This is a genomic window from Paraburkholderia sp. HC6.4b (assembly GCF_014200875.1).
Lineage (GTDB): Bacteria > Pseudomonadota > Gammaproteobacteria > Burkholderiales > Burkholderiaceae > Paraburkholderia > Paraburkholderia tuberum.
Window position 1 is genome coordinate 181,128 of record NZ_JACHDC010000014.1, and the last position, 14,398, is coordinate 195,525.

At 66.0% G+C, this 14,398-nt stretch carries 7 protein-coding genes; 1 reads left to right on the forward strand and 6 read right to left on the reverse strand.

The genetic code is table 11. The annotated features are described in order from the left end of the window. Positions 1-113: 113 nt before the first annotated feature. From HDG34_RS21810 to HDG34_RS21825, 4 genes are all read right to left on the reverse strand, one after another. On the reverse strand, positions 114-1,106 hold the full coding sequence (locus HDG34_RS21810; RefSeq protein ID WP_090803900.1) for a GlxA family transcriptional regulator: 993 nt from the start codon (positions 1,104-1,106) through the stop codon (positions 114-116). Between the two features lie 722 nt (positions 1,107-1,828). Beyond that, positions 1,829-7,777, reverse strand: a complete 5,949-nt coding sequence (gene uvrA, locus HDG34_RS21815) for an excinuclease ABC subunit UvrA (RefSeq protein WP_184062127.1) — start codon at positions 7,775-7,777, stop codon at positions 1,829-1,831. A 221-nt stretch (positions 7,778-7,998) separates the two neighbouring features. After that, positions 7,999-9,513 (reverse strand): amino acid racemase, encoded by a 1,515-nt coding sequence (locus HDG34_RS21820; protein WP_184062128.1) that lies wholly within the window; start codon positions 9,511-9,513, stop codon positions 7,999-8,001. 137 nt (positions 9,514-9,650) lie between these two features. Further along, positions 9,651-10,541, reverse strand: coding sequence for a LysR family transcriptional regulator (locus HDG34_RS21825; RefSeq protein ID WP_090803890.1), 891 nt, complete (start codon positions 10,539-10,541; stop codon positions 9,651-9,653). 118 nt (positions 10,542-10,659) lie between these two features. Between HDG34_RS21825 and HDG34_RS21830 the strand changes: the two genes are divergently transcribed. Then, entirely contained in the window at positions 10,660-11,403 is a 744-nt protein-coding gene (locus HDG34_RS21830; protein ID WP_184062129.1) for an SDR family oxidoreductase, read from the forward strand. A gap of 84 nt (positions 11,404-11,487) precedes the next feature. Here the strand turns inward: HDG34_RS21830 and HDG34_RS21835 are convergent, their stop codons facing one another. Together HDG34_RS21835 and HDG34_RS21840 are read right to left on the reverse strand one after the other, a co-directional pair. Then, positions 11,488-12,513: an aldo/keto reductase gene (locus HDG34_RS21835; RefSeq protein ID WP_090803887.1), complete on the reverse strand. Its 1,026-nt coding sequence runs from the start codon at positions 12,511-12,513 to the stop codon at positions 11,488-11,490. 68 nt (positions 12,514-12,581) lie between these two features. Then, positions 12,582-14,321, reverse strand: a complete 1,740-nt coding sequence (locus HDG34_RS21840) for a tetratricopeptide repeat protein (RefSeq protein WP_184062130.1) — start codon at positions 14,319-14,321, stop codon at positions 12,582-12,584. Between the last annotated feature and the right edge of the window lie 77 nt (positions 14,322-14,398).

Below are 14,398 nucleotides of genomic sequence, written 5' to 3' on the forward strand. Positions count from 1 at the left end.
CACTGTGCTCGTAAAAAGGCTGGCCAGCGAACATACGGCCGCTCTCGCGACCGCGTCCGACCGACGAGGCGCACCCGCAACGCGGGCGCCCTATCGCATGCTAAAGATACATGCTACGCCTCACTGGCCGCCCGGCTGCGGGCGCGATACTCGGTTGGCGACAAAGCCATACGCTTGCGGAAAATTTTCGCGAGACGATCGCCGTTGCCGGTGCCGCTGCGACGCGCGATCTTGTCGACCGGCAATTCGGTCTCGGTCAGGAAGTTGCACGCGATACGCAGCCGCACCTGCAGCAGGTAGTCCGACGGCGTGATCTGCATCTCGTGCTTGAAACGGCGCAGGAAATTGCGCTCGCTCATTGCGGCGACCTGCGCGGCATCGGCGACCGAGACCGGACGGTCGCAGTTGGCCTCCATCCAGCGCGCGGCCGCGCGAATCTTTTCGGCGACGCTCAGCGTGCCGCCCTCGGCCGGCAGCGGCACCCACGTCGCAGCCATGCCGGGCATCACGCGATCGGCGACGCTGCGCGCAAGCTCGGCGCCCAGGTCACGCTTGATGAACATCAGCGCGCTGCGGGCGCAGTCGTGACGGTCGTTGGCCGCGCTGAACGCGCCTTCGCTCGCGCTCGCGCCCGGATAGCGGCTCATCAGGCCGTCATGCTCGGTCGGGCCGGCCGCTTCGAGCACGAGGCGCCCCTCGCCGATCGTTTCGATCGCGCGTGTGCGCGATTGCACGGCGCGCAGCCAGTTCAGCAGGCGTTCGTCGCGCGCGGCCACGTGGGCGCCGTAGCCGCCAGCGATGAACAGCACGTCGAAACCGCCGCCAAAGCGCGTGTCGATGTGGTCAGTCCAGATGCGCGCCGACGACGAACTGGCGACATTGCCGCCGTCCATCGACAGGAACTGCACTTCGTAGGGCGGATCTTCGCCCGCTCGCGTGCCCGCGAACTCATTGGCGGTCTGGAACATTTCCACGACGGTACCGGGGCCGAGCAGCCAGAAGCCGTCGAACAGCAGAATGCCGATTCGCCGCGCTGCAGTACGGACGTTCAAAGCGGGCGTGTGTAGCCACGTAATTCTCGTTGTATCAAGGTGCATGTGCGGCATGATCTTCCCCAAACGGTCATACGTTGCGGACCCCGATTTGCCCCGCCATCAGACGGAACGAGAGAATGCGTTATTACGGCGAAAAAGCAGACACAGCCGCATAAAGGATTAAGCGTGATGTTAGCGGAATGGATCGCTATAGTAAATTTGAAAAACGAGTTTCATCAGGACAGCCCATGTCTGAGGAAAAGCGGTTATTGAGCGATTGATATGAGCGCGCGACACGCCGGGCAACTATGCAAGCCGCGCGAAGAGCTTGAGGATATCTTACCGCAAAGCCTTGATGGACGGCACTCTCGCGCATTCGGACAAAGTTGCCGATAATGCGAAGCCCGGCCAATGCGCGTTACCGAGTACGTTTCTTGCGCGGTTCAAAAATGTTTCAATTGTGAACTGCTTATCGCCCTATTATGTCCGGGCAATTCGGTAGTTTATTCGCAAAGCGTAAATTTATTGCCCGCGGCATTAGGCATTTCCGTGGCATTCGCTCCGCACCACAAATTAATATCCAAATGCTGATTTATCAGGGGATCTAAAAATGTTTCTATTTTGAAACATCGCTGGCCTCTTTCGTATGATTTAAACGCGCGCATGCGCCGCATTGATCGAACTTCGGATGATTGGATGCAGCGCAGCAATCATGTGTGGCGGACACGCGACGAGGCGCCGGCCGTTGCAACCTGCGAAGTTGCAACGGCCGCGCCACCGCTCGTCACCGTGCCTCAGCCATTCGTCCCTTCGCCGGCCAGCGTCGACGTAGCGGCCGTGCGCGCGAGCACCGGCCGCAGAGCCGCGCCCGTGTGACTCGCGGCCACGCGCGACAGGCTTTCCGGATCCGTTGCCGCAACGATCGTACCGCCGCCCACGCCGCCCTCCGGACCGAGGTCGATGATCCAGTCCGCCTCGGCGATCACGTCGAGATCGTGCTCGATGACGACGACGCTATGCCCGCCATCCACGAGCCGGTGCAGCACGCGAATCAGCTTCGCGACGTCCGCCATGTGCAGGCCAACCGTTGGCTCGTCGAGCACGTACAGCGTGTGCGGCGGCTTCTGGCCACGCCGCGTGATGTCGTCGCGCACCTTGCTCAGCTCGGTGACGAGCTTGATGCGCTGCGCCTCGCCGCCCGACAGCGTCGGCGACGGCTGGCCGAGCGTCAGATAGCCGAGCCCGACGTCTTTCATCAGTTGCAGCGGATGCCCGATGTTCGTAATCGACGCGAAGAACTCGACCGCTTCGTCGATTTCCATGGTCAGCACGTCGCCGATGTTCTTGCCGCGCCACGTGACCGCGAGTGTCTCCGGATTGAAGCGCTGGCCGTGGCAGACGTCGCACGGCACCTTCACGTCGGGCAGGAAGCTCATGCCGATCGTGCGCACGCCCTGGCCCTCGCATGCGGGGCAACGGCCCTCGCCCGTGTTGAACGAGAAACGCGACGCGGTATAGCCGCGCGCGCGCGCCTCCAGCGTGCCCGCGAACAGCTTGCGGATCGCATCCCACACGCCGATGTAGGTGGCGGGACACGAACGCGGCGTCTTGCCGATCGGCGTCTGATCGACTTCCAGCACGCGGTCGATGCTCTCCCAGCCGGTGACCGAATCGCAGCCCTGCCATATGTGCGTGACGTTCAGCGGCGCGCGCGGCGCCGAGCGCGCGAGCACGCTCGAACGCCGGTTCGCGGCCGGCTTCTCCTGGGCGGCCGCACGCGCACGGCGCGTGGCCGGCGACGACAGCACCGAGCGCCCGACCGCATCGAGCAGATTGGTCATCAGCACGTCGCGCGCGAGCGTCGATTTGCCGGAGCCGCTGACGCCCGTCACCGCGACGAGCCGCGCGAGCGGAATGCCGACCGTCACGTCGCGCAGGTTATGCAGCTTGCCGCCATGCACGGTGAGCCAGTTCTCCGGCACCGCGGCCGCACGCTTGCCCGGCGCGACGACCTCGCGGCGCGGCTGCAGCGGATGCACGATCGGCTGCGCGAGGAAACGCCCGGTCAGCGAATCGGGCTGCGCGGACAGGTCCGCGACGCTGCCCTGCGCGATCAGCGTGCCGCCGCGCTTGCCAGCGCCCGGCCCGATATCGATGATGTGATCCGCGCGCCGGATCGTATCTTCGTCATGCTCGACGACGACGAGCGTATTGCCCTTGTCGCCGAGCTTGCGCAGCGCGTTCAGCAGAATCTGGTTGTCGCGCGGATGCAGACCGATGGTCGGCTCGTCGAGCACGTAACACACGCCCTGCAGATTGCTGCCGAGCTGCGCGGCGAGCCGGATGCGCTGCGCTTCGCCGCCCGACAAACTCGGCGCCGCGCGATCGAGGCTCAGATAGCCGAGCCCGACTTCTTCGAGGAACTGCAGCCGGCTGCCGATTTCGCTGACCACGTCGCGCGCGATTTCGGCGTCGCGGCCCGTCATGCGCAGCGTATCGATCCACGCGCGCGTGTCGGACACGGTCCATTGCGCGACGTCGACGATCGCCTGCGAGTCGAACGTGACCGCGCGCGCGACCGGATTCAGACGCGTGCCCGCGCAATCCGGACACGGCTCGTCGACGAGTCCTTCCGGTTCCTGCTCCTCCGAGGGCAGGCTCTGCTCGCGACCGCGATTGTCGTCGTCGACGATCGTGTCGTCGTACGCGGCCCGCTGCTCGCGCGTCAGCGACAGCCCCGTGCCGACGCAGCTCGTGCACCAGCCATGCTTGCTGTTGTACGAGAACATGCGCGGATCGAGCTCGGGGTAGCTCGTGCCACACGCCGGACACGCGCGCTTGGTCGACAGCACCTTCACGTCGCCGAGCTTCGCGGTGGACTCGCCGCCGTTGAGCGCGTCGTGCAGACCGTCGAGCGGCGCGAGCAGATGCATGATGCCTTTACCGATGTCGAGCGTCTGATCGAGCGCTTCGCGCAGCTCCGCTTCGTGATCGGCCGAGATGACGAGGTCAGCGACCGGCAGCTCGATCGTGTGCTCGCGGAAACGGTCGAGCTTCGGCCACGGATCGACCGGCACGAATTCGCCGTCCACACGCAGATGCGTATTGCCGCGCGCTTTTGCCCATTTCGCGAGGTCCGTATAGACGCCCTTGCGGTTTACGACGAGCGGCGCGAGGAAGCCGACGTGCTGGCCCTTGTGATCGCGCAGCAACTGCGCCGCGATCGATTCGGCGCTTTGCGACGTGACCGGCGTGCCGTCGTGAATGCAGTGCTGCAAGCCGAGCTTCACGTACAGCAGACGCAGGAAGTGCCACACCTCCGAGGTCGTGGCGACGGTACTCTTGCGACCGCCGCGCGAGAGCCGCTGCTCGATCGCGACGGTCGGTGGAATGCCGTACACCGCGTCGACTTCGGGCCGTCCGGCTGGCTGCACGATCGAGCGCGCGTACGCGTTCAACGATTCGAGGTAGCGCCGCTGACCTTCGTGGAACAGGATGTCGAACGCGAGCGTCGATTTGCCCGAGCCCGACACGCCGGTGATCACGTTGAACTTGCCGTGCGGAATGTCGACGTCGAGCGCCTTCAGGTTATGCTCGCGCGCGTTGACGATGCGCACGACGTTCTCGCCTTCGATCGCGCGACGTGCGCGGGCCGCGCTCAGGGCCTTCTGCAGCGGGATGCCCTGGGGCTCCGCCGCGGTTGCGGTGTCCATCGCGCGGTCGTATTGCAGCAACGCCTCGCCGGTATGCGATTCGGCGCACGCTTTCACTTCGTCCGGCGTGCCCGCGCACAATACGCGGCCACCGCCGTCGCCGCCTTCGGGACCGAGGTCGATGATCCAGTCGGCCGCGCGGATCACGTCGAGATTGTGCTCGATTACGATCAGCGAATGACCGCTCGCGAGCAGCTTGCCGAACGCCTGCATCAGCTTCGCGATGTCGTCGAAATGCAGACCCGTGGTCGGTTCGTCGAACATGAACAGACGCTTCGCGATCACCTGCTTCGCGCCGCGTGCGCCGCGCGCCTGTGCCGACTCCGCGAGAAAGCCCGCGAGCTTGAGCCGCTGCGCCTCGCCACCCGACAGCGTCGGCACGGGCTGGCCGAGCTTCACGTATTCGAGCCCGACGTCGACGATCGGCTGCAGCACGCGCAATACTTCGGCGTCCTGCGCGAAGTACGCGGCAGCCTCGCTGACGGTCAGTTCGAGCACGTCGGCAATGCTCAACCCGCGCGCCGGCTGGTCGCGCTCGATCTTCACCTCCAGAATTTCCGCGCGATAACGGCGCCCGTCGCAATCGGGGCAGCGCAGGTACACGTCGGAGAGGAACTGCATTTCGATGTGCTCGAAGCCCGAGCCGCCACAGGTCGGGCAGCGGCCGTCGCCCGAATTGAAGCTGAACATGCCGGGGCCGTAGCCGCGCTGTTGCGCGAGCGGTGCCTTCGCGAACAGCTTGCGGATTTCGTCGAACGCGCCGACGTAGCTGGCCGGATTCGAGCGTGCGGTCTTGCCGATCGGCGACTGGTCGACGAACACGACGTCGGTGACCTGGTCCGCGCCGTTCAGCGCCTTGAACGCGCCCGGCGCTTCGGTGGCGAGCCCGAAGTGGCGCGCCATCGCCGGATACAGCACGTCCTGCAGCAGCGTCGATTTGCCGGAACCCGACACGCCGGTCACGCAGACGAGCCGCTGCAATGGAATTTCGACCGTGACGTCGCGCAGATTGTGCTCGCTCGCACCTTCGAGCACGATGCGCGGCGTGCTCGCGTCGACCGCGCGACGCGACCAGTGCGCGGCATCCGCGACATGGCGCCGGCCGCCGAGGTACTCGCCGGTCAGCGTGCCGGTCGAGCGAATCGCCTCGGGCGCGCCGTCGAAAATGATCGAGCCGCCGCGTTCGCCCGGTCCCGGACCCATGTCGATGAGCCGGTCCGCCGCGAGCATCACCGACGGATCATGCTCGACGACGACCAGCGTATTGCCCGCGTCGCGCAGCCGGTGCATCGCTTCGACGATGCGGTTCAGGTCGCGCGGGTGCAGGCCGATGCTCGGCTCGTCGAGCACGAACAGCGTCTTGGTCAGCGACGTGCCGAGCGCGGTGGTCAGGTTGATACGCTGCACCTCGCCGCCCGACAGCGTGCGGCTTTGCCTGTCGAGCGTCAGATAGCCGAGACCGACGTCGCATAGATACTTGAGGCGCGTGCGCACTTCGGCGAGCAGCAGCTTCAGCGCGTCGTCGAGCAACGCGCTCGGCAGCGCGATGTCGTCGAAGAAGCGGCGGATGCGCTCGATCGGCATCAGCATGAGATCGTGCACGGTCAGGCCCGGCAACGCTTCGAGCTGCGCGCGCGACCACTTCACGCCGCGCGGCATGAAGCGCTGCGCGGGCGCGAGCACGTCGTTCGCATTGGCCTTGCTGCCGAGGCGCCACAGCAGCGATTCGGTTTTCAGACGCGCGCCGCCGCAGGTTTCGCACGGCGTGTAGCTGCGGTATTTCGACAGCAGCACGCGGATATGCATCTTGTACGCCTTCGATTCGAGATAGTCGAAGAAGCGTTTGACGCCGTACCAATGCGTCTGCCACTTGCCGTTCCAGTCCGGCGAGCCGTTGATGACCCAGTTGCGTTCGCGCTCGCTGAGCTCGCCCCACGGCGTGTCGCGGCGGATGTCCGCTTTCGCCGCGTAGCGCATCAGGTCGTCCTGGCACTCCTTCCACGCGGGCGTCTGCATCGGCTTGACCGCACCTTCGCGCAGCGTCTTGCGCGCGTCGGGGATCACGAGACCGAGGTCGACGCCGATCACGCGGCCAAAACCGCGGCAGGCATCACAAGCGCCATAGGCCGAGTTGAACGAGAACAGCGCGGGCTGCGGGTCGGCATAGCGCAGATCGCTTTCGGGGCTGTGCAAGCCGGTGGAGAAACGCCAGATGCGCGGCTCGGCGGCTTCGGCCTGCGGCTCGTCCGAGGTAGCCGGCAGCACGTAAATATTGACGCGCCCGCCGCCGCGCTTCAGCGATGCCTCGATCGCCTCGATCGCGCGTGCTTTATCCACCGAGCGCAGCCGGAAGCGGTCGGCGACGACGTCGAGCAGCTTGCGCTTGCCGGTCGGCGAATCGACTTCGCGCTGCGCCTGCACGCGCGTATAGCCGCTCGCCGACAACCACTGCTCGACCTCCTGCGCGGACGCCGACTCCGGCAGCTCGACCGGGAACGTGACGACGAGCCGCGGCTCCTCCTGCGCGGTGCGCTCGAGCAGTTCCGCGTAGATCGTCTCCGGCGTGTCGTGCCGCACCAGATACGCGCTCTGGCGGTCGAACAGCTCGGCCGCGCGCGCGTACAGCAGCTTCAGGTGATCGTTGAGCTCGGTCATCGTGCCGACCGTGGAGCGCGAGCTGCGCACCGGGTTGGTCTGGTCGATCGCGATGGCGGGCGGCACGCCGTCGACGCGGTCGACCTGCGGCCGATCCATCCGGTCGAGGAACTGGCGCGCGTACGCGCTGAAGGTTTCGACGTAGCGGCGCTGACCTTCCGCATACAGCGTGTCGAACACGAGGCTCGACTTGCCCGAGCCGGACGGCCCGGTGACGACCGTCATTTCGCCGGTGCGCACGTCGAGGTCGACGTTTTTCAGGTTGTGCTGGCGGGCGCCGCGAATGCGGATCGTGCCCTGGATCTTGTTGCCGCTCGGGTTGCCGCCTTGGGGAGTGTCAGCGAGGGTGTCAAGGGTTGCGTCGTTGGAGGACAATTTTTCCGACCGTCTGAAGGAGTGGGTCACCTCTCACGGCCGGCTCTCGCGACCGCGCAAGTTCGGTGCAGCCGGGTCGGCGCGAGGAGCGCCCGGAAGCCTGGCTGTAGGGGGATACTATACTGTATGTTTATACAGTTTTCCATGGCGGGCTCGGGCGCGCATTGACCTCTGGATCGGCGGCGAGGCGCAAACGGCTGTGCCGCGGTCACGCCACCCGACTAGCCGAGCGCGCTTTCAACCCGCGAGCGCCCGGCCGCATCCGGCGTCGCGCAGCCCGCCGGTGTGCCACGTGCGACACCGTCGCCAAGCGCATACGCAACACAGCGCCTCGCCAGCACGTCGGTCGGATCGACCAGCCGCACCACGCGCCCGCCCGGACACGCGAGCACCGGTTCGCGCAACAGCAACGGCAACTCCGTGCACGCGAGCACGATCACCTGCACGCCCTGCGCGAGCAGATCGTCGACAGCCGCCGCGAGGTCCTCGCAGCATTCACCCGACGCGTGCCCCGCCTTCACGCCGCGCGGGCCGTAGATCGCGTTCATCAGACGCGCTTGCGCAGTGGCGGACGGCGCGATCTGCACCAGGCCGCGCGCGTCGAGCGCCTGTTCGTAGACGCGGCTCGCGAGCGTACCCGAGCTGGCCAGCACGCCCACTTCGCGCAGACCCGGAAAGGTCTCGCGCAGATAATCGGCGGTACAGGTCAGCATATTGACGATCGGCACGCGCAGCGCCGGCTGGAGCCGCTCGACGAACGCATGCGCGGTATTGCACGGAATCGCGATCAGATCCGCGCCGCCGTCCTCGAGCGTCTTGCAGGCCGCGTACAGCGCGAGGGTGGGATCGTCGCCGCGCTCGAGCAGCGCCGCGGTGCGGTCGGGGATCTGCGGATTCTGCTCGACCATGATCCGGATATGGTCCTGGTCGCGCGCGGCCGGCGTGTTGCGCACGACCTTGGCCATGAAATCGACGGTCGCGGCCGGCCCGATGCCGCCGACCACGCCGAGGCGGAACGCCCGCTCCGGCTGCGTGTACTGCGCCGCCGCGACATAGCGCGCATACACCTGGTTCGTATCGACGAGCGGCACCTCGATGCGCCCGAGCGCGCGCAGCACGAGGCCGATCTCCGCGAGCCCCGGCACGATCACGTCGACGCCCTGCGCGACCAGATCCGCGCACGCCGCGCGCAACAGCTCGACGGGCCGCCCGTGCAGGCGCCCATCGCGGATGCCCCCGACACCGAAGACGGCGCTCGTCACGCCGTCGAAACCGGTGTCGTTGCGCGGATAGCACACGTCGAACTGCCCGGCTTCGAAGTAGCGCTCGAACAGGCCGTTCGTGCGAATCGCCGCCGACGTCAGCACGCCGATTCGGCGCGCCGACGGATAGGTGCGCCGCACGTGCGCGGACAGCGCGGTCATGATGTTGGCGACCGGCACGCTGACGTTGGCCGCGAGTTCGTCGATGAAGGTGTGGCTCAGAAAGCACGGCAGCACGATCGCGTCGACGCCGCGTTTTTCGAACGCGCGCATCGTGTCGAACACGTGGATCTTGAACTGCGGGTCCGTCGCCTCGGGCGCGGCGGGCCCCTGCCACGCGCGCGGTTCGAAAATCAGATCGAAGGGGCGCGCGGCGCCTGGCCGGCGCGACGCCATGCTCATCCGGCTGAGGATGTCGGCACTGGCGAACTGCGCCGCGCCCGTCGCCACACCCAGCGAACGAAAACGATTCATGATCAGATCCCCCGGTCGTTCTGTGCGTCCACCCTCGATCACGGGCGGCTTTCTGCGCTCTTGAGAATGACATTATGCGAGGCGCACATGTCCAGGCGTTAACCACGAAAACGCATTCCTTTGCGTTTTTCGCTCCCTCAGCTCACCGGCTCGAAAATCTCCCGCAGCCACTGCGCGAACACCCGCACGCGCGACGACAACTGCCGGTTCTGCGGATACAGCACCGACACCGGCATCGGTGGCGGCGGATAGTCCGCCAGAATGACCCGCAGCCGCCCCGCCGCCAACTCGCCATCCACGCGGTAACGCGGTACCTGCACGATGCCGAGCCCGGCGAGGGCCGCGCCCGTGTACAGTTCGGCGCCGCTGACCGACACCGCCGACGGCAGCACGAGCGCGGCATCCCGCCCGTCGACGCGGAATTCGAGCGGCACCGGCTTGCCGGTCGCGCTCGACACGTAGTTGACCGCGCGATGCGTCGACAGCGCGTCAGGATCGGCCGGCTCGCCATACGTGGCCAGATACGCGGGACTCGCGACCGTCACCTGCTGCAGTTGCGCGACGCGCCGCCCGACCATTGACGAATCCTGCAGCACGCCCGCGCGCAGCACGCAATCGATGCCCTCGCGCACGAGGTCGACGAGCCGGTCGTCCTCGCCGATCATCAGCTCGATGTCGGGAAAGCGCGCGAGAAACGCGGGCAGCGCCGGCACCACGAAGTGTCGCGCGAGCGTGCCCTGCACGTTCACGCGCAATAGCCCCTTTGGCGCGAGATTGGAAAACGCCCCCTCGGCCTCCTCCAGATCGGCGATCAGGCGCACGCAGCGCTGGTAGTGCGCTTCGCCGTCGGGCGTGAGCCGCACCGTGCGGGTCGTACGTTCGAGCAACCGCGCGCCGAGCCGCTGCTCGAGGCGCTTCATCAGGTTGGTGACGGTCGCGCGCGGAATTTGCAGATCGTCGGCGGCGCGCGTGAAGCTCTGGCGCTCGGCGATCCGCACGAATACGCGCATTTCCTCGAAACGGTCCATAGCGGCGGATTATTAAAGCAAATGGAATGATGATGGCGAGTCTAACCGGATTATCTCCGCGCGCAAAGCGTTCATGATTCACCTCACCGATCCACCACCTTCTATGAGGAAACCAATCATGAGCACGAACCCACAACCGAAAGTCGCCATCGTCACGGGCGCATCGCGCGGCATCGGCACGGCGATCGCACAGCGGCTCGCGAACGACGGCTACGCGGTCGCCGTCAACTACGCATCGAGCGCGGGCGAAGCCGGCGCGCTCGTCGGCGCGATCCGCGAAGCTGGCGGCAAGGCGGTCGCGGTGCAAGCCGACGTGTCGAAGCCCGGCGATGTACGTCGCATGTTCGAAATCACCGAACGCGAACTCGGCAAGGTGGATGTGCTCGTCAACAACGCGGGCGTGATGAAGCCCACGCCGCTCGCCGACACGCCCGACGCACTCTACGACCAAACCTTCGACATCAACGTGCGCGGCACCTTCAACACGCTGCGCGAAGCGGCCGCGCGCCTGAACGACGGTGGGCGCATCGTCAATTTCTCGACCAGCGTGCTCGCGCTGAACCTGCCCGGCTATGGCATCTACACGGCGACCAAGGCAGCCGTCGAAGCGTTCACGCGTGTGTTCGCGAAGGAACTGCGCGGGCGCAACATCACAGTGAATGCGCTCGCGCCGGGACCGATCGCGACCGCGCTGTTCCTCGAAGGCAAGACCGACGAGCAGATCGAGACGTTCGCGAAGATGCCGCCGCTGCAACGCCTCGGCGAGCCGGCAGACGTGGCGGGCGTGGTCGCGTTTCTGGTCGGCCCGGATGCGGGTTGGGTCAATGGCCAGGTATTGCGGGCCAATGGCGGTTTGGCCTGACGGGATGCGCTGGTCCAGCGTGCGGCCGCGCTGGACCAGCGCATTGCACCGGCTGCGGCGCCTGGAACGTGGTCGACCCGCCGCTCAAACCGCCTTTGGATTGCGTTCCGCGAAGCCTTCCTGATGCCAGTACGGATACGCGGGGCGCACCGTGCTGGCCGCATCGAGCTTCGCGACCTGCTCCGGCGTCAGATTCCAGCCGACCGCGCCGAGGTTTTGCCGCAGTTGCTCCTCGTTGCGCGCGCCGATCAACAGCGTCGCGACGGTCGGCCGTTGCAGCAGCCAGTTCAGCGCGATCTGCGGCACGGTCTTGCCGGTTTCGGCGGCAATTTCGTCGAGCGCGTCGAGCACGCGGAACAGATAGTCTTCCGGCACCGGCGGCCCCATGTCGGCGGTCTTGTGCAGACGGCTCGTCTCCGGCAGCGGCTGGCCGCGCTTGAGCTTGCCGGTCAAGCGGCCCCAGCCGAGCGGACTCCACACCACGGCACCGACGCCCTGGTCGACGCCGAGCGGCATCAGCTCCCACTCGTAGTCGCGCCCGACCAGCGAGTAGTAGGTCTGATTCGCGACATAGCGCGGATAGCCGTAACGGTCGGCGATATCAAGCGACTTCATCAGATGCCAGCCGGAGAAATTCGACACGCCGATATAGCGGATCTTGCCCGCGCGCACGAGGTCGTCGAGCGTGGACAGCACTTCGGGGATCGGCGTTTTCGCGTCGAAGCCGTGCAACTGGAACAGGTCGATGTAATCGGTTTGCAGACGCTTGAGCGCTGAATCGACCGCCTGGATCAGATGGAAGCGCGACGAGCCGACGCCGTTCGGATCGTCGTCGAAACGAAAGGTCGCCTTGGTCGACAGGATCGCCTTGTCGCGCTTGCCCTTCAGCGCCTCGCCGAGCACCGACTCGGACGCGCCCTTCGAATAGATGTCGGCGGTGTCGAACATCGTGACGCCCGCGTCGAAGCAGATGTCGATCAGACGCCGCGCTTCGGCGACGTCGGTCGCGCCCCACGCCTGGAAAAATTCACCCTTGCCGCCGAACGTACCGGTGCCGAGACTCAGCACCGGCACCTTGAAACCCGATGCACCCAGATGTCTGTATTCCATTGAAGAACTCTCCGTGGCATTGCCATCGATGAACGGAAGTTCAGTCTACGCGTGTCCGCCCGAAGGCGTCACGAAGGCGGGGCGCTCAGATTCACCAATGCATCGCGCACGGCATCGATCACGCCGCCCCAATCGCCGAGCGCCGGTTGACGGAACAGACGTGCGCACGGATACCACGGCGTGTCGCTGCGTTCGAGCAACCAGCGCCAGCAGGTGTCGAAGCGGTTCAGGATCCAGACGGGTTTGTCGAGCGCGCCGGCCAGATGCGCGGTGGAGGTGTCGACCGAAATCACCAGATCGAGACTGGCGACGAGCGCGGCGGTATCGGCGAAATCGTGCAGCAGCCCGGTGTAATCGGCGACGCGTTCACCGTAGGCGCTTTCTGCTAATTGCGGTGCGGCCGCGCCCTTCTGCACGCTGAAAAAGCGAACGTTCGGCACCTCGAGGAGCGGCGCGAGTTGCTCGAACGTGAGCGACCGACGCGCGTCGATCTTGCGCAGCTCGGCGATATGCGCGCGGTTCTCGCCGGCCCAGACGAGGCCGACTTTCAGCGGCCTGATTGCGTTGGCATCCGCGTTGATGTTGCCGTCGTGTTCGATCCGCTCACGCCATTCGCTGACGGCCGCCGGCTGCGCAAAAAGATACGGCGTCGCCGCCGGAATGCTCGCTTCGTTCGTGCCGAACGCAAGCGGCAAGCTCAGCAGCGGGCAATGACAATCGAACGGCGGCAACGGCTGCCCCGCTTCGATCAACTGATCGACACCATCGAGCGTCGACAGCAATCGCAACAACGCGCCCGGCACTTCGAGCACGACCTTCGCGCCGAGCTTCGCAACGAGCGGCGCATAGCGGCAGAACTGCAACGTGTCGCCCAGGCCCTGCTCCGCATGCAGCAGGATCGTTTTGCCGTCGAGCGGAACATCGCCGAGCCACAACGGCTGCGCGAACGCGCGCCTGCCGGCCTTGATGCGGCTGCGCTCCCAACGCCATTCGTATTCGCGCCAGCCGGTATCGAAGCGGCCCATTTGCAGCAGGCACAGCGCCTGGTTCCAGTGCGTTTCGACCGACGCCGGATTCAACGCAAGCGCGCGCCGATAGCTCGACAACGCCTGTTCGCGCTGATTCAGATCGATCTGCGCGAGACCGAGGTTGTTCCACGCATCGACGAAAGCAGGCGCAAGTTCCAGCGCGCGTTGGTAGCAGTGTTGTGCTTCGTGCGGCTGGTTCAGATCGCCGAGCACGTTGCCGCGATTGCTCCACGCGTCCGGATAGTTCGGCTGCAACGCGAGCGCCTGGTCGCAGCTATCGAGCGCATCGGCATAGCGGCCGAGATCGCGCAGCACGCATGCGCGATTGTTCCACGCCGGCGCAAACTCCGGCACGAGCGAAAGCGCGCGTTCGTAGCTCGCGAGCGCATCGAGCGGACGGTTCAGCGCCGCCAATGCGTTGCCGCGATTGTTCAACGCATCGGCGAATTTCGGCTGCATCGCGAGCGCCCGCTCGGCACACGCGAGCGCTTCGTCATGGCGCTGCAACGCGTTCAGCGCATAGGCGAGATTCGAATGCACGGCCGGCTGTCTCGCGTTGACCACGAGCGCCTTCTTCAGCAGATCGATGCCTTCCTGCAAGCGGCCCGTTTGCAGCGCGAGTTCGCCGAGCCAGCGCAACGCGTCGCCATGCTTCGGCTTCAGTTCGAGTATCTCGCGATACAGCTCCTCGGCTTCGACGAGCGCGCCGTTCTGCTGGAGCGCGACGGCTTGTCGAAGCAGATGGTCCAACTGTTGCGGCAGACTGGCGTGCTTGCTCATGCGGTACCTGGAATCGGAGGCGCGAAGAATCGTCGGAAGAAGAGCACGATTATCGCCGAAAAGCCCGGGTTCGAAGT